Origin of the sequence: Pedobacter sp. (assembly GCF_965279535.1) — a bacterium.
Classification (GTDB): Bacteria; Bacteroidota; Bacteroidia; order Sphingobacteriales; family Sphingobacteriaceae; genus Pedobacter.
In genome coordinates this window covers 3,213,344-3,238,404 of record NZ_OZ257244.1, presented here as the reverse complement: position 1 = coordinate 3,238,404, position 25,061 = coordinate 3,213,344, and the positions used below count along the sequence as shown (strand labels likewise).

The 25,061-nt window shown below is 37.5% G+C and carries 24 protein-coding genes; 14 read left to right on the top strand and 10 right to left on the bottom strand.

Annotated elements, in window-relative coordinates:
• Nucleotides 1-206 precede the first annotated feature (206 nt).
• Nucleotides 207-1,109: a hypothetical protein gene (locus tag ACQY77_RS13115; protein WP_421941699.1), complete on the top strand. Its 903-nt coding sequence runs from the start codon at nucleotides 207-209 to the stop codon at nucleotides 1,107-1,109.
• 29 nt (nucleotides 1,110-1,138) lie between these two features.
• Here the strand turns inward: ACQY77_RS13115 and ACQY77_RS13110 are convergent, their stop codons facing one another.
• The 4 genes from ACQY77_RS13110 to ACQY77_RS13095 form a co-directional block, all read right to left on the bottom strand.
• Complete coding sequence (locus ACQY77_RS13110) at nucleotides 1,139-4,810, bottom strand: ATP-binding protein (protein WP_421941700.1); 3,672 nt, start codon at nucleotides 4,808-4,810, stop codon at nucleotides 1,139-1,141.
• A gap of 152 nt (nucleotides 4,811-4,962) precedes the next feature.
• Nucleotides 4,963-5,844: an ACP S-malonyltransferase gene (fabD, locus tag ACQY77_RS13105; RefSeq protein ID WP_421941701.1), complete on the bottom strand. Its 882-nt coding sequence runs from the start codon at nucleotides 5,842-5,844 to the stop codon at nucleotides 4,963-4,965.
• A 73-nt stretch (nucleotides 5,845-5,917) separates the two neighbouring features.
• Complete coding sequence (gene folE, locus ACQY77_RS13100) at nucleotides 5,918-6,553, bottom strand: GTP cyclohydrolase I FolE (RefSeq protein WP_421941702.1); 636 nt, start codon at nucleotides 6,551-6,553, stop codon at nucleotides 5,918-5,920.
• Between the two features lie 30 nt (nucleotides 6,554-6,583).
• Nucleotides 6,584-6,994, bottom strand: a complete 411-nt coding sequence (locus ACQY77_RS13095) for a 6-pyruvoyl trahydropterin synthase family protein (RefSeq protein WP_421941703.1) — start codon at nucleotides 6,992-6,994, stop codon at nucleotides 6,584-6,586.
• Nucleotides 6,995-7,112: 118 nt separating this feature from the next.
• On the opposite strand from ACQY77_RS13095, the gene mqnB reads away from it, so the two are divergent.
• Nucleotides 7,113-7,736 carry a futalosine hydrolase gene (gene mqnB, locus ACQY77_RS13090; protein ID WP_421941704.1) on the top strand — a complete coding sequence of 208 codons (624 nt, stop codon included), beginning with the start codon at nucleotides 7,113-7,115 and terminating at the stop codon, nucleotides 7,734-7,736.
• Nucleotides 7,737-7,776: 40 nt separating this feature from the next.
• Complete coding sequence (locus ACQY77_RS13085; RefSeq protein ID WP_421941705.1) at nucleotides 7,777-8,625, top strand: menaquinone biosynthesis family protein; 849 nt, start codon at nucleotides 7,777-7,779, stop codon at nucleotides 8,623-8,625.
• Here the strand turns inward: ACQY77_RS13085 and ACQY77_RS13080 are convergent, their stop codons facing one another.
• The 3 genes from ACQY77_RS13080 to ACQY77_RS13070 form a co-directional block, all read right to left on the bottom strand.
• On the bottom strand, nucleotides 8,626-9,321 hold the full coding sequence (locus ACQY77_RS13080; RefSeq protein ID WP_421941706.1) for a response regulator transcription factor: 696 nt from the start codon (nucleotides 9,319-9,321) through the stop codon (nucleotides 8,626-8,628).
• Between the two features lie 178 nt (nucleotides 9,322-9,499).
• Complete coding sequence (locus ACQY77_RS13075) at nucleotides 9,500-11,293, bottom strand: sensor histidine kinase (protein WP_421941707.1); 1,794 nt, start codon at nucleotides 11,291-11,293, stop codon at nucleotides 9,500-9,502.
• Nucleotides 11,294-11,634: 341 nt separating this feature from the next.
• Complete coding sequence (locus tag ACQY77_RS13070; protein ID WP_421941708.1) at nucleotides 11,635-12,003, bottom strand: DUF3127 domain-containing protein; 369 nt, start codon at nucleotides 12,001-12,003, stop codon at nucleotides 11,635-11,637.
• A 56-nt stretch (nucleotides 12,004-12,059) separates the two neighbouring features.
• Between ACQY77_RS13070 and ACQY77_RS13065 the strand changes: the two genes are divergently transcribed.
• The 8 genes from ACQY77_RS13065 (at nucleotide 12,060) to ACQY77_RS13030 (ending at nucleotide 19,654) form a co-directional block, all read left to right on the top strand.
• On the top strand, nucleotides 12,060-13,241 hold the full coding sequence (locus ACQY77_RS13065) for a THUMP domain-containing class I SAM-dependent RNA methyltransferase (protein ID WP_421941709.1): 1,182 nt from the start codon (nucleotides 12,060-12,062) through the stop codon (nucleotides 13,239-13,241).
• A 326-nt stretch (nucleotides 13,242-13,567) separates the two neighbouring features.
• A complete protein-coding gene (locus ACQY77_RS13060; RefSeq protein WP_421941710.1) occupies nucleotides 13,568-13,849 on the top strand; it encodes a helix-turn-helix domain-containing protein in 282 nt (93 codons plus the stop codon).
• 67 nt (nucleotides 13,850-13,916) lie between these two features.
• Nucleotides 13,917-14,564, top strand: coding sequence for an HD domain-containing protein (locus ACQY77_RS13055; protein ID WP_421941711.1), 648 nt, complete (start codon nucleotides 13,917-13,919; stop codon nucleotides 14,562-14,564).
• A gap of 91 nt (nucleotides 14,565-14,655) precedes the next feature.
• Complete coding sequence (locus ACQY77_RS13050) at nucleotides 14,656-15,912, top strand: putative DNA modification/repair radical SAM protein (RefSeq protein ID WP_421941712.1); 1,257 nt, start codon at nucleotides 14,656-14,658, stop codon at nucleotides 15,910-15,912.
• A gap of 25 nt (nucleotides 15,913-15,937) precedes the next feature.
• A complete protein-coding gene (locus tag ACQY77_RS13045; RefSeq protein ID WP_421941713.1) occupies nucleotides 15,938-16,702 on the top strand; it encodes a TIGR03915 family putative DNA repair protein in 765 nt (254 codons plus the stop codon).
• A 33-nt stretch (nucleotides 16,703-16,735) separates the two neighbouring features.
• Complete coding sequence (locus tag ACQY77_RS13040) at nucleotides 16,736-17,761, top strand: sensor histidine kinase (RefSeq protein ID WP_421941714.1); 1,026 nt, start codon at nucleotides 16,736-16,738, stop codon at nucleotides 17,759-17,761.
• A gap of 228 nt (nucleotides 17,762-17,989) precedes the next feature.
• Nucleotides 17,990-18,631, top strand: a complete 642-nt coding sequence (locus ACQY77_RS13035; protein WP_421941715.1) for a DUF47 domain-containing protein — start codon at nucleotides 17,990-17,992, stop codon at nucleotides 18,629-18,631.
• Between the two features lie 12 nt (nucleotides 18,632-18,643).
• Entirely contained in the window at nucleotides 18,644-19,654 is a 1,011-nt protein-coding gene (locus ACQY77_RS13030; protein ID WP_421941716.1) for an inorganic phosphate transporter, read from the top strand.
• 203 nt (nucleotides 19,655-19,857) lie between these two features.
• On the opposite strand, the gene ACQY77_RS13025 is transcribed toward ACQY77_RS13030, so the two are convergent.
• The 3 genes from ACQY77_RS13025 to ACQY77_RS13015 all read right to left on the bottom strand — a co-directional run bounded on the left by ACQY77_RS13025 (nucleotide 19,858) and on the right by ACQY77_RS13015 (nucleotide 22,355).
• Entirely contained in the window at nucleotides 19,858-20,472 is a 615-nt protein-coding gene (locus ACQY77_RS13025; protein ID WP_421941717.1) for an FMN-binding negative transcriptional regulator, read from the bottom strand.
• 61 nt (nucleotides 20,473-20,533) lie between these two features.
• On the bottom strand, nucleotides 20,534-21,784 hold the full coding sequence (locus tag ACQY77_RS13020) for an energy transducer TonB (protein WP_421941718.1): 1,251 nt from the start codon (nucleotides 21,782-21,784) through the stop codon (nucleotides 20,534-20,536).
• On the bottom strand, nucleotides 21,777-22,355 hold the full coding sequence (locus ACQY77_RS13015) for an RNA polymerase sigma factor (RefSeq protein WP_421941719.1): 579 nt from the start codon (nucleotides 22,353-22,355) through the stop codon (nucleotides 21,777-21,779). Before ACQY77_RS13015 ends, ACQY77_RS13020 begins: the two co-directional genes overlap by 8 nt.
• 201 nt (nucleotides 22,356-22,556) lie before the next feature.
• On the opposite strand from ACQY77_RS13015, the gene ACQY77_RS13010 reads away from it, so the two are divergent.
• The 3 genes from ACQY77_RS13010 to ACQY77_RS13000 all read left to right on the top strand — a co-directional run bounded on the left by ACQY77_RS13010 (nucleotide 22,557) and on the right by ACQY77_RS13000 (nucleotide 25,060).
• Nucleotides 22,557-23,318 (top strand): DUF4197 domain-containing protein, encoded by a 762-nt coding sequence (locus tag ACQY77_RS13010; protein ID WP_421941720.1) that lies wholly within the window; start codon nucleotides 22,557-22,559, stop codon nucleotides 23,316-23,318.
• Nucleotides 23,319-23,405: 87 nt separating this feature from the next.
• Nucleotides 23,406-24,341 carry a hypothetical protein gene (locus ACQY77_RS13005; protein WP_421941721.1) on the top strand — a complete coding sequence of 312 codons (936 nt, stop codon included), beginning with the start codon at nucleotides 23,406-23,408 and terminating at the stop codon, nucleotides 24,339-24,341.
• Nucleotides 24,342-24,508: 167 nt separating this feature from the next.
• Nucleotides 24,509-25,060 carry an RNA polymerase sigma factor gene (locus ACQY77_RS13000; protein ID WP_421941722.1) on the top strand — a complete coding sequence of 184 codons (552 nt, stop codon included), beginning with the start codon at nucleotides 24,509-24,511 and terminating at the stop codon, nucleotides 25,058-25,060.
• Nucleotide 25,061: the final 1 nt, after the last annotated feature.

The window sequence follows — 25,061 nt, the reverse complement described above, 5'->3', positions numbered from 1 at the left end:
AATGTCTTGTTTTTTATTCAATTTGTGTGTTTGTGCTCAAGCAGTATTTAACCCCATGAACATTAGCAAGTAAACGATTTTTTTTAAAAACTCATATAAGTTTAATAAAAATTTTAATTTGCGCCCTATTTTAAAATTACTGTATAACCATTTACCTATGGAAATTCAAGATATATTAATTGGAGAAGATACAGCTTAAATAAAAAATGGAACCACAGAAGATTAACAAGGGTGATAGAAACAAAATTTATTTTTTAATTATTGTTATTGCTGCCCTTATTGGAACCAATGCCTACTTGTTTTTTAAAGACCGACAACAGAGCGAAAGATTTGTAACCGTCAGTACTGAGAAGGATAAATTACGCTTAGAGGTTGAAAAAATTGAAGTTGAGCTGGATAAAGTTAACGCACTTAACCTGGACCTTAACGACAAACTTGTTGAAGAGCAAAAGCTGGCAAGAGAAAAAATTGCTGAATTAAAGGTGGCTTTAGAAAAAGGACAGATCACTCAAGGAGAACTGGACAAAGCTAATGCCCAGATTAATGAGCTTAAAACTTTCGTTAAAAACTACAACGACCAGATTATCCAGTTGCAAAAGGATAATATTTTTCTAAAAAACAGCAGAGATAGCCTTGAAAATGCCATCAGGAATATGGGAAATAAGGCTTCAAATCTGGAAACTGAAAACACTGCTTTAAATGCTAAAGTAAAAACAGCAGCAGCTTTAAAAGTTCAGACAGCAGAAATAATTGCCTTCAGAACTAAATCCAGCGGCAAAAAGGTAGAGGTAACCCGTTCATCTACCGCAGAAAAATTAAGCGTACGCTTTAATATTGTTCCTAATGAATTGGCTGAAAAAGGCCACCATAATATTTATTTACGTGTTTTTGATCCGGCAGGAAACCTCTTAGCTGAAGATAGTAATCGCTTCGAAGCCGATGGACAGGACATGCAATATAGTCACTCTATTTTCATCGATTACAACAACGATGACTCTACCTATACCATAGACTGGACTAACCCAAAGCCTTTCATTAAAGGCATTTATACCGTTATCTTATATACCGACGGCAGTACAATGGGTAAGGCTCAAATCGATTTGAGGTAATTTCTTACTCAAAAAAACCTGCACTTGTCTTAAATTAAAGGAAAACTGAGGAAAAACGTAGTTCCGACTCCAGATACCGAAGTAAAACTAACTGAGCCTCCTGCATTTTCTGTAGCCTGCTTCACAAATGCTAAACCAAGGCCGGTTCCCGATGTTTTGGTTGTAAAATTAGGAACAAATATCTTATCATGAAAATCTGCTGGTATTCCCTTACCATTATCCTTTATCTCGACGTAAACATGGCTCCTATCATTATATAATACGGCGTTGATACAGCAAAGTGCATCATCGTCTATGGCTTCGATGGCATTTTTAAACAGGTTATTAAACGTTCTCAAAAGCTGATCATGATCCGCCATTACCAGAGTATTGCCATCAGTTTTATCCGAGATGTTGATCTCTACATTAGAGGTACTTTTAAATACCTCCCGGGCTTGCGCAAGAATTGGTAACACAGAAAGTTTTTCCAGGTTGGTATCGGGCATGCGGGCAAAGTTTGAAAACTCTGATGCAATTTTAGAAAGACTTTCGATCTGCTCAATAAAGGATTTACTGAATTTATTAAACTTGTTTTCAAAGTTTGGGTCTTTCTCCTTCCACGATTTTTCTAACAACTGTACCCCTAATTTTAGTGGGGTTAAAGGGTTTTTAATTTCGTGTGCTACCTGTTTTGCCATCTCCCTCCAGGCGCTCTCCCTTTCCGATCGCGCTAATTTTCTTGCACTTTCCTCCAATGCGGCAATCATACTATTATATTCTTTAATTAACGAACCAATCTCATCATGCCTGCGCCACACAATCGGTTCATTCCTTTGCCCTATTTTAGTACGGCTAATGCTCTCCTGGATAAAAGTTAAAGGATTAGTAATCTGATTAGCTAAAAACACAGCTAAAACTCCAATGGCTACAAAAACCAATGCATAAATATTAATCAGGTTACTTACAAAGAGTGCTATTTTATCTGTATACTCTTCTTCATTAGAATAATTTGGTAAACCTATATAAGCAATTGTCCTGTTTTGTGCATTCCGAATGGGTGCATATGCCGCTGCATAAGTTAAAGTACCTATTTTCTCGTCATTATTGATATACTCTGATCGATGCAGTTTATTAAGATAGGTATAAGCCAATGGCCCCATCTTTCTCCCAATAATTTTGAAATTATATAACTTTGGATAAGTAGTCATAATTAAATTTCCATTGATATCGTAGAGGTTTAAATCAGCATTATTGATATCAGCAAAATTGTTAAAATCTGCAATCGCATTTTCATCATTGGTAATAATGCCATGGCTAAAAATTTGCTTTTCAAAGTTCTGCTGCACCTTTCTTATTTTATCCTTTAAAAACGTATCCTGCTGCCCCCTGTATTCATTGTTCATGTAATAATAGGTTACCCAGCCTACAATAATTAAAGTGGCAACTACAGACAGCACAATGGAAACCTGGATACGCGTTTTATATAATATTTTATTCGCATTGATCATTAGTGATCGGTTTATACTGAACCAACCCACCTTATCATCATCGAGGTTCTTAACCAACCACACCAAGCCAAAAAGAATCAGTGAGAAAATAATAAACACCAAAAAGAAGAAAGATAGCGCAGCAAGTCGTTCTACATAATCAACCTTTTCTTTGCTGATCACCACCATTTTACTATCACTAGGCTTATAAATCAAATGGCTGTAGTCTACTTTTTCATCATTATAAATCACAAAATCATCCTTTTTACCTTTAAAAATGTTCCCCGTTAACGGATAGGTATAATTTCCGGATTGATTAAGCAAAACGTTATTACTGTATAAGGCGATAGAATATCCTCTAAAGTCCTCATCTTTCATCATTTTATGGTCGCCAAGTAAATCTGGAAGGCGATTGTTATAATTGTAGGGTTTTGAACGCAGTTCGATAACCAGCGTGCCCAGCAAGCTTCCTTTATCAACCATTGGTACAATACCAAAATAATCCTGATAACCGAAGGTATTATTTACCTGATAAAAATAATTGGAACTATCAATTTTAACAGAACCAGACTGAACCAGGCTTTTATACTTATTAAGGGCCTGGGTTTCCTGCTTGTTTGTTGGTTCGCCCAAGGTATTATAGGTGTAAATTTGATAATCGTATCTGCTGAGATAGCCATCTAAATAATTTTTAATGTGATTTTTCAGTACCTGATAATTAGAACTCTCATCCTGACTAAAAAAACGAAGTAGAAATTCATCCCTCAACAATTGTTTTTCCAATGAACCAAGGGCCAGTACCGCATTTGGATCTTCAGAAGATTGAACCTTTCGGGCCATTGGCTCTCTCCAGCTTCTTTCTGTAATATCCTTATACTTGATATATTTTATAGAAGTATTAAAAGCTAAACAAAAAAACACGATTGCAAAAAGACCTATAGAAAATTTTTTGTTTTCTATATATGCTGCTCTCGTTACAATAAAGAAAACAAGGGCAAAAACAATAAAGAAAGCCGTAAAATCAGTACTCAGCTTATATATAAAAACGCTTAAAAAACCCAACAAAAAAATTGTCAGCCTTTCATTATTGTTAACATTCAGTTGTTTGGTTACTTCAGTTGAAATTACTATGATGAGGTAAATCTGAAACCAAACCAGACAAAGGATAACAATACTCACCCAGCTCGATCCGCTAAGTTTCAGAATATTGATGATATCAAAATTAATTTTTGAATTATAGATTAACCCGAAAAAGGCGTCGTCTGCCCACAGGGTAATCTGGCCAATAATTAACAGTAATGCGATATGGATAACGAGTCCGATCACTTTATTTTCCGTAACCCACCCTGGAAATCGATACTGCGCTTTATGGTTATAAATGAATAGCAGCAACCAGGTTACCGCAATAACATTTAGTAAGAAACCGCCAAGCGAAGGAAGCAAAAAGCTTTCAGCATATAATCTTGGATCAAACAAATCAACAGCAAACCGATTAGAAAACCACCCGTAATGCAAATCAGAATAGCGAAAAATAAAGAAGAATGCGAAGAGCAAAAAAGTAGCCCAGGCCAGATATCCGCGTCGGGCAATGTACGAACTCAATGAATTGAAAAACATGCAGATACAGAGCATACCTGCAACAAACATCCAGAGCTGTGTTCCTGAAGAAAAGTTCTCTACATAACCTGGTTTTACTTTTAACCCAAACAAAAATCTGTTATCCAGGCTTTTAATGGTATACACATCCTTATCTGTAAATGACGCTAAGGTTAGCGCCTTCGTTTTAGATAATTGCGGATCAATATCATTCTTAAAATACTGCGTTTCTTTAAATGGGTATTGAGACTGAATGAGAATGAGAAAAATAAAATCAAAATCACCTTGTTTACTCCGAATCACCTCATACCAGCCATTGGAAAAAAACAAAACAGAGGTTCCCATTTTTATAGCAGACGGATCTATATCGGTAACCCTGGTTGTACTCCAAAATTTGAGAATATTATTTTGATAGGTTAAAATGTTTATTCCACTTATTCTACGATACGTATCAAGAAAGTTAATGACACTGTTAGGCTGTAAATGGAAGTTCTTAGCCAGCTCTACCTGATCTTTATCAGAAAGAAAATCACTGACAATTTTTTCTTTGGCTAATAAATTATCTTGAATTTCCTGCCCACTGTGCTCCAATAGCTGGCTCCTGGTGGTAAATCGACTTAAAGAAACTGAAGTTACCATTAAGCAGCAACCCAATATAAGTAAGAGGAACCTTATTTTTACACCAAAGCTCAATTTCATCGATTTTGATAAAGATATTAATTATTGATAAAAAATAACGCCATAAACAGCAATGTTCATGGCGTTGAAATTATTTTAGGTTAGATGGCTGATCAGGCAACTGCTGCACTGCTGGTTTGCACTTCGCGGCTTACTTTTTTAACCAATCCCTGTAAAACATTACCTGGTCCTACTTCAACAAATTCAGTAGCGCCATCAGCTAACATGTGCTCTACTGTTTGAGTCCAACGTACAGCCCCGGTTAATTGTTTGATTAAATTTTCTTTAATTTGAGCTGGCTCGGTATATGGCTTTGCGTCTACGTTCTGATACACCGGACAGATAGGTGCAGCTATTGCAGTATTTTCTATTGCAGCCTGCAATTCAATTTTTGCCGGCTCCATTAATGGCGAGTGGAATGCACCACCAACGTTTAATTTTAATGCTCTTTTTGCACCTGCTTCGGTTAACCTCGCACAGGCTTCATCAATTCCTTCTATGCTTCCTGAAATAACCAATTGCCCCGGGCAGTTATAATTTGCCGGAACAACCACTGCATCGATAGTAGAACAAATTTGTTCCACAACCTCATCTGCCAGACCTAAAATTGCGGCCATGGTTGAAGGTTGCGCTTCACATGCTTTCTGCATCGCATTAGCGCGAGCAATGACCAATTTTAATCCATCTTCAAAGCTTAAAGCATTTGCAGCCACTAAAGCTGAAAACTCACCTAATGAATGCCCCGCTACCATATCAGGCACAAAGCTATCGCCTAAAACTTTTGCAGTAATTACTGAATGTAAGAAAATTGCGGGTTGGGTTACATTTGTTTGCTTTAATTCTTCATCTGTTCCGGCAAACATGATATCACTAATGCGGAAACCAATGATTTCATTCGCTTTTTCAAAAAGTTCTTTCGCTAATGGGTTCTCATAAAGGTCTTTACCCATGCCTACAAATTGCGCTCCCTGTCCAGGAAAAATATATGCTCTCATTATAATTTGATTAGAGTATCAAGATAAAGAATTAACTTTTATATCCTTATCCTGATATTCAGTTTGGTTGTTATTAATCTAAACTTGCTGTAATCAGCCTTAAAAATTCAGCTCTTGTTTTATCATTACTCAAAAAGCTACCTGTAAACGCAGAAGTAGTGGTTACTGAATTTTGCTTTTGTACACCACGCATGGCCATACAAAGGTGACGGCATTCCATTACAACTGCTACCCCCTGCGGATTTAAAGTATTTTGGATACAATCTCTGATTTCGTTCGTTAAACGTTCCTGTACTTGTAATCGGCGCGCAAAAGCATCTACCACGCGTGGAATTTTACTTAAGCCTACAATATGACCGTTTGGAATATAGGCAATATGAGCTTTACCAAAAAAAGGAAGCATATGATGCTCACACATAGAATACACTTCTATATCCTTAACCACAACCATTTGGCTGTAATCTTCCTCGAACATTGCCCCTTTTAATATCTCATCCGGTTTTAAATCATATCCATGGGTGAGGTATTGCAAGGCTTTTGCCACGCGTTCAGGTGTTTTCAACAAGCCCTCGCGCTCAGGGTTTTCGCCAAGTTGCCCTAATATATCTTTGTAATGATCTGCTACAGCAGATATCTTCAAATCATTGTAGCGGTCTATTTTCACATAACCGTCTATCGATTCTTCTCTTAAAACGTCTTTATTTTCCATTCAAATATAAGCTGTGTTTTGCGGACTGGATTAACCAAAATATTCAACATAATTATTTTCGGTTTCATAAATTTTAACCGAATGTAGTGTTGCGCCGCTTTCTGCAATTGGAGCTAGTAATTGATTCCAGATTTCGATAGCTAAATTCTCTGTTGAAGCCAGCTTACCTTTCATAAAATCAACATCAAGATTAAGGTTTCTATGATCTACTTTGTCAACAACATAAGTATTCATCACATCTTTTAACCATTTCAGGTCTACTAAGAATCCCGTTTCCGGATTTACTTCTCCCTTAACGGTAACATATAGCCAATAGTTATGACCATGCCAGTTAGGATTTGCGCATTTACCATATACAGCAGTGTTTTGCTCCTCATCCCAATCGGTGCGAGATAACTTATGTGCTGCATTGAACGATGCTTTTCTCGTTATATAAATCATTATTATAAAATAAAATACAAATATAAGCATTCGTGCGTAAGCACTCATTATTATTGTAGAAGATGTAAAATGGATGATGGTTTGAATATCAATAAATGCATTTCTGTACCTTTAAACCATGAAAACATTAATTGTTGCCGCAACCAAAGCCGAGTTGAGCTTTTTTTACCAGCACTTTAATCTCAATGAGGGTGATTTTACAGAGAGTAAAAATTTCGACGTACTCATTACTGGTGTAGGCATGGTAGCTACCGCCTTTGCTCTTGGAAAACACCTTTCTACCCGGTATACATTGGTAATCAACCTCGGAATTGCAGGATGTTTTGATCGCACTATACCCTTAGGAAATCTGGTTAATGTTACAGAGGATACCTTTGCTGAACTGGGGGCAGAAAACGGAGATGAATTTTTAACCATAAATGATCTTGGATTTGGAGAAAACAGTTATAAAGCAAAAAGCAAGCAAAAAACAGGTTTGTTAGAAGTTAAGGGCATAACGGTTAATCGTGTAAGCGGAAGCGAAAAAAGCATTAAAAACCTGGTTAAACGCCTCAATCCAACAACCGAAAGCATGGAGGGAGCGGCTGTGTTTTACGCTTGTAAGCAACAAAACATAGAATGCCTCCAAATCAGGAGTATATCTAATTATGTAGAGCCCCGTAATAAGGATAACTGGAAAATGGGGCTGGCCATCCAGAATTTAAACGATTGGGCCATCTCTTTTATAGGAGAAATGAACTGATTATGACGAAGTAATTTAACCGAGTTCCTATTTTTGACGCATGAAGCTTACATTAGGTTTTTCTCCTTGCCCCAACGACACCTTTATTTTTGATGCATTGATCCACCATAAGATCGATACTGAGGGGCTGGAATTTGAAGTTGTTTTTGATGATGTAGAAACATTAAACCAAAAAGCGCTCAGGGCAGAGTTGGACATAACTAAACTGAGCTTCCATGCTTTTGCCTATGTAGCAAATCAATATGCACTTTCAGACGCAGGTAGCGCACTAGGGTTTGGGGTAGGGCCATTGCTGATTAGTAAAAAATACACCTCCGAAACACTGCAGGCAGCGCTGAAAAAAGAAAACCATAACCTTAAAATTGGTATTCCCGGAAAATATACTACAGCCAATTTCTTACTTGGCATAGCTTATCCTGAACTGCAAAACAAGCAGGAAATGGTATTTTCTGAAATCGAAAATGCCTTATTAAATGATGAAATTGACCTTGGATTAATTATTCATGAAAACCGTTTCACCTATCAGGATAAAGGGCTGACTAAAATTGTTGATCTGGGCGATTATTGGGAAAAACAAACCGGCTGTGCCATCCCGCTTGGTGGGATTGTAATCAACAGAAAATTAGAGAGAGCTGTTCAACTTAAGATTAACCGCCTCATCCGCCAATCGGTGGAGTATGCCTTTGCGCATCCAAAATCTGGAATTGAATTTATAAAGGAACATGCACAAGCCATGGAAGAATCGGTAATGTATAAGCATATTGAGCTGTATGTAAACCAATATAGCATTAATCTTGGTGCAGAAGGACGCAAAGCAATTGACACCCTATTTACATTGGCGCAGGAAAGAAACATCATCCCTGCGATTAAGGAAAACTTATACCTCTAATTAGCTTACTAAAAGCTTGTAGCCCTTTCCATGTACGTTAATAATTTCTACACTTGGATCGCCTTTAAGGTATTTGCGCAGTTTGCTTAAAAACACGTCCATGCTCCTTCCGTTAAAGTAATTGTCGTCGTGCCATATACTTAAAAGCGCCTCTTCTCTTGTAAGTACAGTATTTTTTTTCAGGCAAAGCAAACGTAAGAGCTCTGCTTCTTTAGTAGAAAGTTTTTGGGTTTCCTCCCCTGCTGAAATAATCTGCGTGGTGTAATCAAAAATATACTTCCCGATTGCAAATTGTGTTTCAGCCTCTTCTTCGTTTTGCGTGCCGCGATTAGCCATGCGTTTAAACATAGCATTAATGCGTAACAATAGCTCTTCTATGCGGAAAGGTTTCGTGATGTAGTCATCTCCGCCTAAATCATAAGCGGCAGATTTATCTTCAAGCATGGTCTTCGCTGTAGCAAAAATGATTGGGATATGGGAATTTACCTTCCTAATGTCTTTTCCTAGCGTAAATCCATCCTTTTTAGGCATCATAACATCCAGAATGCAAAGGTCAAAGTTCTGTTTATTAAAACTGCGCAAGCCCTCATCGCCATCGGTACATAAGGTAACATCAAACTTACCCTTCAATTGCAAATAATCTTGAAGCAATAAGCCCAAATTTGGATCGTCCTCTACCAGAAGTATTTTTTTCATTTTTTTTATTTTGTTCACGTAAGGGGTATAACCGATACCTGAGATTTGATTCTGACTATGCATAAGGGTTTAATTTGCGATTAGTATTTTTTTCAACAAACACTATTTTACCCAAATTACCTCAGCCCACTCAATTGTATCGATAAAACCTAGTTTTTCACCGACAGGTATTCAAGTATTATAAAGGTAGCGATATTTCGAAGGTTGTACCTTTATCTTTTTCACTGCTAACTTTAATACTGCCGTTTAATTGTTTAATAATATCCTGTACGTAATTTAAGCCTAAACCAAAGCCTTTTACGTCATGTAAGTTTCCTGTTGGTACCCTGTAAAACTGATCAAAAATTCGCTTTGACTGATCTTTAGTCATTCCAATCCCTTTATCAGAAATTTCGATGATTAGCTGTTTATGCGTATTTCGGGTAGAGATCGTAATTTCAGGAGTATCTGCACTATATTTATTGGCGTTATCTATCAGGTTGTAAAGCACATTGGAAAGGTGTAGCTCATCTCCAAATATAACGGCCTGTTCAGCTTCAGTATGAACATTGATTAAAGCATTGCGTTTCTGAAGCTGTAAGCTCATGCTGTCCAGTACGATTAAAATCAAATCGTTCATATCCACTTCAGCATTCTCCATTTTCAGCTCATTTTTTTCGAGCCTGGCAATACTAAGCACCCGCTCGATATGATTACCCAGCCGAACATTCTCATCGTATATGATCCCCGCCAATCGTTTTAACCGCGCTTTATCTTCTGTAACTTCCGGATCTTTTAAAGCTTCACTGGCAATCATAATGGTGGCCACCGGTGTTTTAAATTCATGCGTCATGTTGTTGATGAAATCCGTTTTCATTTCCGAGATCTTCTTTTGCTTCAGTATCGCGTAAAGTGTATAAGAAAAGATAAATACCAACACCAGTAATAAACCTACAGAAGAAGCCAGTGTAGCACCTAAATTGGTTAGTATTGCTGAGTTTTTATATGGAAACCTTACCATTAAAGTTCCCGGATCACGGAATATATCGTTATTAAAGATGGGGACTTTATATGTTTTGTCATCTTCAAATTTAGGTTGCCCGCTAGTTGCCATTAAATAAAGTACAGAGTCTTTTCGGGCAAGTTTCACCTGCATATCATATACCTGATCAATATTGTGGTTGAGAAACTCTCTTTTTAATAATCGTTCAAGATTACTTAAATCAACGCGTTTATAGATGGGGATATTTACTTCACGCATTTCCTTTTCCACATCCTGTAGCAGACTAGATCCATTGTATGGCCGGATACCTTTGTTTAAAGCATTCAATTGTTGATCAAACTTCAGCTTTGCCAGTTTATCCTCTCTTTTGAATTTTAAAACCAGTTCATCCGAAAGTTTAGGCAGTGCAATGAGTAACGGCTTACCGGTCATGGGATCTTCTCCCAAATACCTGATGGTATCTGGTAAAGTTCTCGCTGTTCTGAAATTAAAGGTTTTAACATCAGTAGAGCTCAATCTGGAGCGCATGCTGTAAGCTTTAAGGTTAAAATCTCCATCTACCAGCGCATCCATCTGCACATCCAATAAAGATTTTCCAATTCGTGCTGTTGGTGTTGATAGCGACTTAAAAGTGTTTTCTGATAGAATCTGTGTTCTTCTATAAGATACACGAATTAAACTATCTTGCTGATTGAGGTAGTTTTCAATCTGCACCTGCTGCTCCCCTTTTCGGATTTCCTGCTCCTGTACAAATTGTTGCTTCAGATCTTTTATGTCAAGCTCACGCTGTCTAAGTTCCTGTTCATACTGCAACTTATTCTCGGCATCTCTTTTATTAATATGATCTGCAACATTTAAACGCTGGATTTTATTAACGACAGTATTTAAAGTTTGGTTAACCTGTTCATCAAAAAGCTGTGATTTTAGACTATAAGCCTCCCTGATGTAATACAATTGCATTACAAACACGCCAAGGAGCGCTACTGTCATTAAAACAGTGATTAACCAAAAACTTCTTTTCTTCATGAATCAGATCTTCGTAGCTTAAACGAGTGAGATGAATGTAGCGCTACAAATTCAAAATTACTTATTTGAGCGCTGTTGAGCGGCTTTTTAACATATTTTAACACGTAATGGTACTGAGAATGAAGGCTTAATGGTGTTTGTTTGCATGTGAATGATGACTGAAGCAAAACAGTTACCTGCCAGGCTTGGAGTGATTGGTCGTTCCAAGCCAAGCTGTTGAATAATGCTGCCATTAGAAACAAAAAATGCCGGGGCAGGTGCCTCGGCATTGGTTCAAAATTGTTTGCTTAAAAAAGATTCTTTATTTAGAAAGGCAAATCATCATCCTCGCCTGGTGCGCTGCTTACATCAACAGGAGCAGCATAAGCTGGTGCGCCAGGTGCTGCTGCATTTCCTGCAATAGCATTGATACGCCAAATCACCAAACTATTGAAATATGAAGTTTTTCCTGATTTATCTGTCCAGGGACGGCCACGTAAATTAAAGAAAACCTCAACCTCATCACCCGCTTTAAATGTATCTAACAAAGCAGTTTTATCTTGTAAAGCCTCAAAACGAATATATTCTGGGTATGTTGGATTTTCTGCGTATTCTACTATTAAATCACGTTTTTTAAACGTTTCACTTACTTGCTGAGTTGCACCTACTTCGTGTACTTTTCCTTTAATTTCCATAACTTGTACTATAAACATCAAATCTCAATAATTTTATTGATAACTTCGCATACATTATGACGCAAGTTTTCCACAATAAAAGCAAGGTAATCATTACCTGCAATAAACGCCTTTCTCCATACCTTCAAGATGAAGTTAAAGCACTTGGCTATACAATAGAGCGAGCTTTTTCAACAGGGGTTGAACTCCATATCACCCTAACAGAATGCATCAGATTAAACTTAAATTTACGCTGTGCAAGCCAGATTTTGTATGCCATTAAAAGCTTTACTGCAAAAAATCCTGATGATCTCTATAATGAGATTAAGGCAATTGAATGGGAAGAGTTAATCGATTTTACAGGTTATTTCTCTGTAACTTCAAATGTGGATAATCCGCACATTACTACCCCGCTATTTGCCAACCTTAAAGTAAAGGATGCTATTGTTGACCGAATGAAAGAGAAAAAAGGTTTAAGACCCAATTCCGGATCAGATGCCAACAAAGCAGTTATTCACCTTTACTGGAAAGATGCTGATGCTGATGTATTTATAGATACTTCCGGCGAAACATTGGCGAAGCACGGCTACCGCAAAATTCCGGGCAAAGCCCCTATGTTAGAGGCATTAGCTGCAAGTGTAATTTTGGCTACCCAATGGGATAAAAAATCGCCTTTCATTAATCCGATGTGCGGTTCAGGAACCTTGGCCATCGAAGCAGCGCTAATTGCAACCAATCGGGCACCTGGCCTTTACCGCATGAATTATGGCTTTATGCACATCATCGGTTACGATGAACAGGTCTTTTTTGCTGAAAGAAGATTATTGAAAGATCAGGTAGTTAAAAATATCGATTTTAGAATTGTTGCTTCCGATATATCTGAAGATGCAGTTGAAGTAACCCGCAAAAATGCCAAAACTGCGGGTGTAGATACACTTATTGACTTTCACGTTTGTGATTTTGAACAAACTCCTGTTCCTGAAGGTGGAAAAGGTGCCGTAGTCTTCAATCCCGAGTACGGGGAACGTTTGGGCGTTCACAGCAAGCTAGAGCTTACGTATAAGCGCATGGGCGATTACATGAAGCAGCAATGTAAAGGTTATTCGGGCTACATTTTTACCGGTAACCCTGATTTAGCTAAAAAAATAGGGCTTAAGGCCGCCAGGAAAATCGAATTCTATAACGGAAAATTAGATTGCCGTTTATTAGAATACGAGCTTTATGATGGTTCTAAAAGGGCCCCTTTAATTATAGAATAAGCACAACTTTATTAACGCGCTCCATAATATTTATCTTATTGCAATAACCTACCCCTTCTTTTACCCAGGGTGATTCTTCCTATCCCCATAAGGTATTGTTACCATAGGCAATTACAAATTTTAACCTATGGAACCATTGAATAGCAGGTGGTATTTAATAAACAAGTAGAATACAGTAAACATTTGAGCAGTTTTAGTTGTTATAATGCTTAACATATAACTTAATTAAGTATATACAATCAATTAAAAAATTTAATAAATTGAAAACTCAATTGATTTGATCATCGTATATACCACCGTAAGTTGTTAAAATACCTAAAATTTGTATGGAAGATCTATTGACTTTAAAAACGAAGAACGTCGCCGGAAATATTAGAAAAATTAGAGAATACAGAGATTATACTCAAGATTATCTTGCAGCTAAGCTAAAGATTTCCCAAAATGCGTATAGTAAAATTGAATTGGGCTACAGCAAATTAACTGTTGACCGGTTATTTCAAATTGCGGCCATCCTAGAAGTAGAAGTTACTCATTTTTTAACAATGGATCATAATGATTTGATCAAAATTATCGTTGAAGATGAAACCAGACAGGCAAAAGCAGTATAGTATTTGCCTGTTGATATCATTTCTTTCCTCCTTTCTATTTTTCCAATACCTTTGAAAAAAATAGAATATGCAGGACATCATCATCTCTAAAACTATAGATTTTGTTAAGGAAACTTTAAAGAATGCAGAAGCTGGCCACGACTGGTTTCATATTGAACGTGTTTTTAAAACTGCCTTAAACATTAACTCCACTGAAAAAGCAAACTACCTGATAGTTGCACTGGCTGCACTATTACATGATATTGCTGATCCAAAGTTTAACGGTGGTGATGAAGAACTGGGACCAAAAGTAGCTGAGGATTTTTTACAATCTATCGCTGTAGATCAGCTTATTATTGAGCAGGTTAAACTAATCATCCAGCACATGTCATTTAAAAACAGCTTTGACAACGCAAAATTTACTTCCAAAGAGATGGAAGTGGTTCAGGATGCTGACCGCCTCGATGCCATTGGAGCTATTGGAATTGCCAGAGCCTTTACCTACGGCGGGTATAAAAACAGGGTTTTATACGATCCTGAAATTAAGCCACAAGAAAACTTAGATAAGGAAAGTTATAAAAATACTACAGCCCCAACCATCAATCACTTTTACGAAAAATTATTAAAACTAAAAGATATGATGAACACCGGGAGCGGTAGAGTAATTGCAGCAGAACGTCATCAATTTATGCTGCAATACTTAGATCAGTTTTATCACGAATGGGAAGGCAAATAAGCCATCCACTCCTTTTCAGAGTGTTATTCATTAAATCATTTTGCTAATATTTTTAGTCTTTTAGCTATATTTGTTAGCTAACTGATTGATTATGTTTGACAGGATTCGTGAAAAGTTAAATATCCTTGCTGATGCAGCAAAGTACGACGTTTCTTGTTCTTCGAGTGGAGGGACAAGAAAGAATGATAATAAAGGCTTAGGAAATTCTCATACTTCAGGAATTTGTCATACCTATACCGAAGATGGTCGCTGCGTTTCTCTTCTTAAAATCCTTTTGACCAATCATTGTATTTACGATTGTGCTTTTTGTGTCTCCAGAAAAAGTAACGATGTAAAACGTGCGGCTTTTACTGTAGATGAAGTTGTAGAGCTCACTATGAATTTCTATCGTAGAAATTATATCGAAGGATTATTTCTCAGTTCCGGAATTTTTAAAAATGCAGATTTTACAATGGAGCGTCTGCTTTTAATCGTTAAAAAACTTCGTTTAGAACAGCGATATAACGGATATATTCATCTCAAAACTATTCCCGGTGCAAGTGATGAACTTATTAAAGAAGCGGGGTTATATGCCGACCGGATGAGTATTAACCTGGAGATGCCGACCGAAGCAGGCTTAAAACTCTTAGCACCGGAAAAAAGTCATGCTGATGTGATCAAACCCTTAGCTTTTGTTCAGCAAAATATTGTCCAGTTTGGAGAAGATAAAAAGTTGATTAAGCATGTTCCCAAATTTGTTCCAGCTGGCCAAAGTACGCAAATGGTAGTGGGCGCAACAGCCGAAAGTGATAAGGACATTATGTATACTGCAAATGCTTTTTATAAAAATTATTCGCTTAAACGGGTATATTATTCGGGATATATTCCCATTAGTAATGATAACCGAATGCCAATTTTAGGAACACAACCACCATTGTTAAGGGAAAACAGGCTGTATCAAACTGACTGGCTCATGCGCTTTTACGGTTTTCAGGTACAGGAAATCCTCAATGATGAAAACCCCAACCTGGAAGTAGATATTGATCCGAAGTTGAGCTGGGCCATCCGGAATATGCAACATTTCCCAATAGATATTAACAAGGCTGACTATCAAATGATTTTACGGGTGCCCGGTATTGGCATCATGTCTGCGAAGAAAATTGTTCAGGCCAGAAAGTTTGGCAGGCTTCGGATAGATCAATTGAAAAAGATCGGCATCGCCTATAACAGGGCCAAACATTTTATTACCTGTGCAGATAGCCCCTATCAACTGAAAGATTATCAAGGTACACAGATCAAGGCCTTTATTTTAGCCGAAAGCCAAAGTAAATACCTTAAAACCGCTCAAGATCAGTTATTGCTTTTTTAGTTTCCAACTGAATAATTAACTTAACATGACCTACATTTTCGATGGCTCGCTTGCGGGTCTTTTGAGTAGCGTATTTGAATGGTTTGAGCGTAAACCAGGGCAGGTGATATTAAAATCGACAGCTATTTTTCAGCCCGAAGCCTTTGCAGAAAGCCTGGAAATTACAACTGATACTTCAAAAGCAGATCGTGTATGGCTAGGACTTCAAAAAAAGCTTCGTAAGGACTGGCTTCGTAAGTTTTATTGCAGCTATTTATCAGAGCTTCCGGAAGCATACAATCATCTTTTTCAATTTACATGTTATATTTTCATGCATCAACAGGGTGCGGAAGAAAATTATGGTAACGCTCACGTGATGGCCCTTTCGAAATATGCCAAGAGTGTAGAACGCGAGAAACACCGGATGGAAGCCTTTATCCGCTTTCAGGAAACTGCCGATGGAATATTTTACGCAAGTATCGATCCTGATTTTAATGTTTTGCCCCTAATATCCAATCATTTTAAAAACCGTTATGCAGATCAACAATGGATCATTTATGATTTGAAACGAAAATATGGCTTACACTATAACCTCAATACTGTTGAAGAAATTACCATTAATTTCAGCAAAGATACCCAACAACAAAAATTATCACCGGCTTTATCCGATGAAAAGGAGCAACTTTATGCTTTATTGTGGAAAGATTATTTTAAGAGTGCGAATATTGTTGCCCGTAAAAACACCAGATTACATGTACAGCATGTACCCAAAAGGTACTGGAAATATTTAACCGAAAAGCAGTTGAGTTAATACACGATTAACATAAAACTCCTAAATTGCAGCATGAAATTGAGTATCCTGGTCTTATTTACTGCCCTTGCTGTGGCCTCATCTATTGGTTTGGTTAACTTTTATTTTCAGCACAGTTTATATTATCTGGCCATTTCATTTGGTGTTTCTTTTTTAAGTAGCTTCCTTGTATTTTATTACCTGCTCGAAAAATACATTTACACCAAAATTAAACTGATCTATAAACTCATTCATAATCTTAAGCTAGGTAAAGACTTAAAAGATGCTTTAGGTGAATACGTAAGTGCGGATCCCATTAATGATGTGGAACAAGAAGTGAAAGAATGGGCAGGTGCAAAAAAGAAAGAAATAGATTTGCTTAAAAAGCAGGAACAGTTTAGAAGAGAGTTTCTTTCCAATGTTTCTCATGAGTTTAAAACCCCCCTTTTTGCTATTCAGGGTTATATCGAAACTTTACAAGATTGTATTGAGGATGACCCGGAACAAGCCATTATTTTTTTAAAAAAAGCGGGGAATAACGTAGAGCGTTTAAGCTATCTAATTAATGATCTTGATGTAATTTCTAAACTGGAAACAGGAGAATCACCTATAGACTATCAAAAATTTGACTTTGTAGTACTGGCAAAAGAGGTGATGGACAACCTAGAAGACCGGGCTAAAGCTAAAAACATAACGCTTTTCTTCAAAGATAAATATACAGCTGTAACCATGGTTAAGGCCGATCGGGAGAAAATACGTCAGGTTTTAATTAATCTGATTGTTAACAGCATTAAATATGGTGTAGAAAATGGCGAAACAGCCATTAAGATTTTCGAGCTTCACGATCAATTCTTAATTGAAGTAACCGATAATGGTATTGGAATAGAAGAAAAACATCTTTTACGCTTGTTTGAGCGTTTTTATCGTATTGATACGCATAGGGCCAGAGAAGTAGGCGGAACAGGTTTGGGCTTAGCCATTGTTAAACATATCCTGGAAGCCCATCAACAAACCATTTCTGTACGCAGCACACCAAATATTGGAACTACCTTCGCTTTTACCCTGCAAAAAGGTGGATAACCTAAGTTAACTGCAGGCTAGTATTTTTCAATCATCAGCACAGGTTAAAGGTCCAGATCCAAACACATAACCCGAATTTCAAGATTTCAAATCAACTCTCTTTTCTCGCTGAGCATATTGACGCCGTTGTTGCAAACATACTCTTAACGCTCAAAGTGTTAAGATAATTAATAACTTAACATTAACTTAACATTGGCCTCGTAGCTTTGCAACATATTAAAAATTAACATGAACAATATTTTTAAGTTCTTTACCCCTCAAGACAGAAAGTTTCATCCTCTTTTTGAGCAAGCAGGAAGCAATGCTTTAAAAATTGCAGAGGCCCTATTAGAAATGGTTAGCACCGCTGATCCAGAAAGTAGAAAAACCATCTTTAAAGAGATTGAGCGTTTAGAACATGTAGGAGATGACATTACGCACTCCATTTTTCTGGAATTGAGCAGGAACTTCATTACGCCTTTTGACAGGGAGGACATTCACCAATTGGCTACTGCCGTTGATGATGTTGCTGATTATATTTATGGAACTGCTAACCGTATGCAAATGTATAACATGCATACCATTAACGAACCTATTGTTAAGATAGCTGAGCTTTTGGTAGAAATGTGTACAGATATTGATAAAGCCATCAAAGAATTACGCAGTTTTAAAAATATCCGTGTAATCGCCGATGCTTGTATCCGCATTAACAGCGGAGAAAACCAGGCAGATTACGTATTTACTTTGGCGGTTGCCCGTCTTTTCGAATACGAAACGAATGCGATTGAATTAATTAAACAAAAAGAGGTTTTACAAACGATAGAAAAAGCTACAGACAAGTGCGAAGATGTTGCGAATGTACTGGAAACTATCCTTGTTAAAAACGCCTAATCTAAAATAAACATGGTAACTACCTTATTGGTTGTTGTAGTAATCTTAGCCATTGCTTTCGATTACATCAATGGTTTCCACGATGCGGCAAACTCTATCGCAACCATCGTTTCTACAAAAGTACTTACGCCTTTCCAAGCGGTGCTTTGGGCTGCCCTATTTAATTTTGCGGCTTATTTCTATTTTACAGATCACAAAGTGGCCAATACCGTGGCCAAAACTGTAATTGAGCAATACATTACGCTAGAGGTTATATTTGCCGGGCTTGTTGCAGCTATTATCTGGAATTTGCTTACCTGGTGGTATGGCATTCCTTCCAGTTCATCACACACCTTAATCGGTGGTTTTGCCGGAGCGGGCATGACTCATGCCATGTTAACAGGTGCCAGTGCATTAGATGCTGTTAATATGGGTTACGTAATTAAGATTGTTTCTTTTATCGTACTTGCACCCGTAATTGGTATGGTTATATCAGTCACCATTACATTGATTATCATCAATATTTGTCGATATGCTAAACCGGCGACGGCCGAGAAATGGTTTAAACGCCTGCAGCTGCTTTCATCTGCAGCATTAAGTTTCTTCCATGGCGGTAATGATGCACAAAAAGTTATGGGTATTATTGCAACGGCTTTGATTGCGCAAAAAGTTATTCCTGATTTCGAAGCTATGCCTGCATGGGTACCGATCGCCTGTTATTCAGCAATTTCATTGGGCACAATGAGCGGCGGCTGGAAAATTGTTAAAACTATGGGATCAAGAATCACTAAAGTAACCTCTCTTGAGGGTGTTGCTGCCGAAGGTGCCGGAGCGGTTACGTTAGGCATTACCGAACATTTTGGTATCCCTGTTTCAACTACACACACCATTACAGGTTCAATCGTGGGGGTAGGCGTTGTAAAAAGTGTTTCAGCAGTTCGTTGGGGGGTAACCATTAATTTAATCTGGGCATGGATTTTAACCATCCCGGTATCTGCAACATTAGCAGCGATTATTTACAGCTTGATTTATTATTTTAAATAAACAAAATCCTTTAATATACTCGAAAGGCTAAGACAAATTTGTTTTAGCCTTTTTTATTTGCAGCTGGGCGGCTTATTTGTACCACAGCGCACACCAAGCCTGGCTCATATTTTACCATATAGCTTTTTTTGGTTCAAAAAAAACACCTGCTTTTCTCCAAAGATTTGAGGGTAATTAATTACTTCGTAGTGAAGCTAAAGTATTTACATTTTCGCGCTCTTCATCTCTTTCGCAACCTCCTGAGACATCACATCTCCGCTGCTTTCGAGGTTCGCAATAATACTTTCTTTATTCTTAGCTGAATGATTTTGGCTGATCTTAAATACATGATCGAGATGAGTCACTTCAATTTCAAATCCGGTAATGGCTTTTAAATGCTTTTGAATATACGTTTCATCCATTTTGTGGAATGCAGCCGGACTATCTTCACCTTCATAATGATCAGTAATACCTTTAATCACCTGATACGTCTCTTCAGAGGAGAGTAATTTGATATTTCCTTTGGCCTGAACAGTTTTGTAGTTCCAGGTAGAAGCAACTGCCGGATCTTCATAAACAGATGCACTGATGTAAGCATGTGCTCCGGTAAACATAGCCAAAACCTTAGGATTTTTTTCAAATGCGGCACAATGGTCTGTCCTAGTCATTATATGCCCAATTAACTTGATCTGCTCACCATCAAGAACAATTTTAACTGGAATTTGAGTGGCTACCGGATAATCGCCATCAAAGCCTACCAGCGTAACGAAATTATTCTGCTGCATGAAAGCTATAACTTCAGCTTGATTATCAACCTGATAATAAGGTAATTTATACATGTAAATGATTTAAGAACCGGAAATCCCGATTAATATAAAAGCTTCAATTAAATGGAAGCCATTAGAACTTTATACTTAACTCTACCTCGTCTGTTCCGTTTTTAGGCAATACCCAATCAGGTCCGTTCATAATTAACCGCCTCGCTTCTGCGTCTGTCTTTTTATCAATGCTTTTAATTACTTTTACGTCGGCAGGTCTTCCATTTTTCTTCACTTTAAACCTTACAATAACGTACTGTATATTACCTTTAGCAGTATACAGTTTATTGTTGTTTTCCAGGTATTGGTTATAATCAATTGTTGATACAGGAATAGGTTTAGTGGCTTCTTCAGCTGATTTACCATTTAGATTTTGATCTGCCCTAAGTACAATTTTAGGTGCCTCAATCCGCTCTTTCTTCCTTACGTTCGACCCGGTAATAGCGGCAATCTCATTTAAAGACCGGTCCCCGCTTAAGGCCATCCTAATGGCATTTGGATCAGTTGAAACGATTTTATCATTGTATCCTTGTGCCTTAACTAATATTTCCTTGCGCTTATCTGCACTATCAAGCGGTAAGGCAAAGAAACCATTGGCGTCTGTAGCGGTAATATGCTTATCACTTGCTGTTTTAACTACTGCCCCGGAAATCGGTTTACCATCCTGAGCGATAACACTTCCAACATAAACTGGTTTATTACTGGCCAGACCAGGTGCTGCTGCTGCAATGGCCTGGACTTTTTCCAACTGAACAGCCGTTTTACTTTCCTGAGCAGAAAAAGTGTTTACTTTTTCCTCTTCTTTTGCCTTCACCTCTGTATGGAAAGTCTTACTGTTTTTAGCCAAATCTCCTGTTTTGGCTTGCTTAATTGCTTTGTCTATAATGGCGTTGTGCCTTTGTGCACCATCAACAGGAACAGAATCTTTAACTGCAGGTGGAGTTGCAGCTACAACAGCAGTGGTATCAAGGTTTACGATTACACCTGCATCTTTGCGCTTAGCAATATCATTTCTTCGGTTGGTTTCCCTCATAAAAAATAATATGCTCACGGCAATAAAAGCTACTGTTGCGGTGGCAGCGATGCTTAAACGCTGGGTAGTGATCCCCCACATTTTACGTTTTAAAGGTTCATTCGCAATGCGGTGGTAAAGTTGGTTCTGTAAAATAGAAATGTGTTGCTTACGCTTAGGCGACTGGCGCAATCCTTCTAAAGCTTCTGCTACAAAAGGATCTTCCAACTCCTGACGCTCTACCAAATGCATAGTTTTGGCATCAAGTTTACCATCTAGGTAATCTTCCAGCACGTCAATATCTAACCAATCCTTATTCACTACTATTTTTTTCTATACAAATCTTTAAATTCCGTTTACCATTTTGGATATAACTTTTTACTTTAAGCATATCATATCCAGTGATTTCAGCAACTTCTTTGTAGCATTTTTCCTGCAGATAGAATAAATCTACGCTTTTTCGCTGTTCTTCCGTCAAAGTTTCCATGCACTTTTCCATAATGGTAAGTTGCGTTTCTTTTGTGTTGTCGATATCTAGATGCACAAAATCAGTATTTTCCACAAAAGTATCGTCTAAAGAAACGTTATTTTGTTTCGCCGATTTACGCAACGCCATGAGACAATGATTTCGGGTAAGCACATGTAGCCAGCTTTTGAAGTTCAGCACTTCATGTGCTTTTAACTTGAGAACCAATTCCTCAAAAATTTGCATTACAGCATCTTTACTCTGTTCTTCGTCTTTAAAATAATTGAAACAAACCCCAAAAACCAGGTGCATGTATTTATTATAAAGCGTACCCAAAGCATCCAAATCACCAGTTTTCTTGTACTCGGCGATTAGATCGGCATCTTCATACTGGCGTTTGCCAGCTGTATTTTTTATGAACTTCAAAAAATTGAGTAGCTATCGAGATTTATCTTTCAAGTATAAAAAATATTTTCGACTATGGGCGATTTAAACTAAATTATTAGGGATTACTGACATTGAGAAATTTTAACATTTGACGATGTTAAAAGCTTTATCTTTGTGAAAGACAAATAGCGAACCCATTTGTGGCAATGGTTTTGCTATGTGATATTAAACTCGCATCAAATGAGACAACTAAACAGACTATTGACCTTGTTAACACTGATTTTCTTTTCACATCAGCAAGTACAGGCGCAAATTAAGTTAAGCGATATATTTAAAAAAGTTACTGACAGGCAAAGCAGTTCTGCTACAAGTGCCGGTGCACCAACCACATCAGAAATTGGCTTGGGTATAAAAGAGGCTTTACAGTTAGGCGTTTCGGCTGGCGCTGACAGGCTATCAGCTAAAGATGGTTTTTTAGGTAACTTAGCGGTCAAAATCCTTATGCCTCCTGAAGCCCAAAAGGTAGAAAAGACACTTCGTGGGCTTGGCCTGAATTCACTTTGCGATAATGTAATTACCAGTTTAAACCGTGCAGCTGAAGATGCAGCAAAAGAAGCTAAACCTATTTTTATTTCAGCGATAAAACAGATGACACTTACGGATGCGACTAACATCCTTTTAGGCAAAAGTGATGCTGCCACAGAATACTTTAAAAGGGTTACTTCTGCACAACTCACTGAGAAATTTAGTCCTATAGTGACAACCAGTTTAAGCAAGGTTAATGCGACCAAATATTATTCTGATTTGACTACGCAATATAATCGACTGCCCCTGGTTAAGCCTGTTAACACTAACCTTACGGCCTATGTAACGCAAAAGGCTATTGATGGATTATTTTTAGAAGTAGCCAAAGAAGAGCTGAAAATCAGAGGTAACTTGAATGCAAGAAGCTCTACACTTTTACAGAAAGTTTTCGGTTATGCCGATAAAAAGAAGATTTAAGTTTACAGAGTATCATAAAATGTTAAAGATTCAGGTTTCGAAAGGGCCTGAATCTTTTTGTTTAAAAACAATCCGTAAAATTGTAAGATGAATTTGACCTTAAAATCCCTCAAATATTTTATTCCCTGTTTAGGTTTAATTGCTGCCTGTAATGGCAATAAAACTGAAGATGGTTCGGTATCTACCGCACTTTTAGATACTGTTGCATTAAGCAAGAAGGCCATAGCTTTGGCTTATCAGGATGGGCAAAAAATTGTTGCTACCAGCATTGATACTTTAAAACAGATTTCATTTGGTGGAGCCACCGATCCGGCGATATCACCTGATGGAATTAAGCTTGCCTATACTTTAACAGATTCTACAGGTGGACGCAGCATCTGGATAGCAGATATGGAGAACAAAAGTCAGCTTAAACTTCAGGTTAACAGTAACAATTACTATCAGGCAGTTTGGTCGCCAAGTGGTTCAAATTTGGCTTTTAGCATCTTCACTTCAAAGAAGTTATGGAAAATTGGTGTCATTAAAAATGATAACACCGGATACCAGTTGATTGACAGTGCATCTAACATTAGTGTTTATTCACCAACCTGGAAAAACGAAACCGAACTATTAGGTCATGACCTGACTAATCTTTATACCTTTAATACTAAGGGTAAAATTATCGACACTAAGCTTATTTCTGGGCTAATTGGAAAAGATTTCCTTTTGGCCAGCAGCAATCGTTTCTTTTACACACGGGATGGCAAGAAATTAATTTTCAATGTTGGCAATGCGGATGTACTTGATGGATTAACAGGGCCTAGTGAAGCTGTTTATGTATTGGATGTGGACAGTAAAAAAGTAAATCGTATCTCGCCAAAAGGCATAAATGTTCCCTATTTGTTTGTTACGGCAGATGATCGCATTTTTTACAGTGGGGCTGAAAAACCTTTCACACAAAGTAAAATATATGTTTCTGATCTAGATGGAAATATTAAAACAATTGTAGAGAAAGGAACAAATCCTACCGGTACACTGAAATAACTTCAGGTTCAATATATAAAGGTCCCTACAGTTTGGCGATTGATGTTAAAACTATAGGGACTTTTATTTGGATTAAATTACGGTATACACATCTATTTAAAAAAAAAGAGCAAAATTTAAAGTAATATTGATTTTCATTCGTCTACTGGTTTATCAAAGAACAAATAGTGCCAAAAAACGAACCTCAAAATATCATTTCTGCAGTTGCTGATTACGGTAAGCGCTTATTTAGTTTCATCCGGGGGCGGGTGAATACCGATGAAGATGCTGAAGATATTTTACAGGATGTATGGTACCAATTAAGCAATCAGCCTGAAACTAACGCTATTGAACAGGTAGGGAGCTGGTTATACCGGGTTGCCCGGAATAAGATTACAGATCGATACCGCAAGCAAAAAGACCAGCTTCTCGAAGATTTAAGTTTTGAAGATGAGGACGGCGAAATTAGTTTCAAAGAAATTTTATTAGCCGAAGCTTATAGTCCCGAAGAAGAAGGCCTGAAGAAATTATTTTGGGACCAGTTATTTTCGGCCTTAGAGGAACTACCTGAAAATCAACGATATGTTTTCATTCAAAATGAACTTGAAGAGCGTACTTTTCAGGATATTGCGAATGAAACAGGTGAAAATATTAAAACACTAATATCAAGAAAGGGTTATGCGGTGAAACATCTGCGCAACCGTTTACAACATTTATATCAAGAATTTATTAACTATTAAA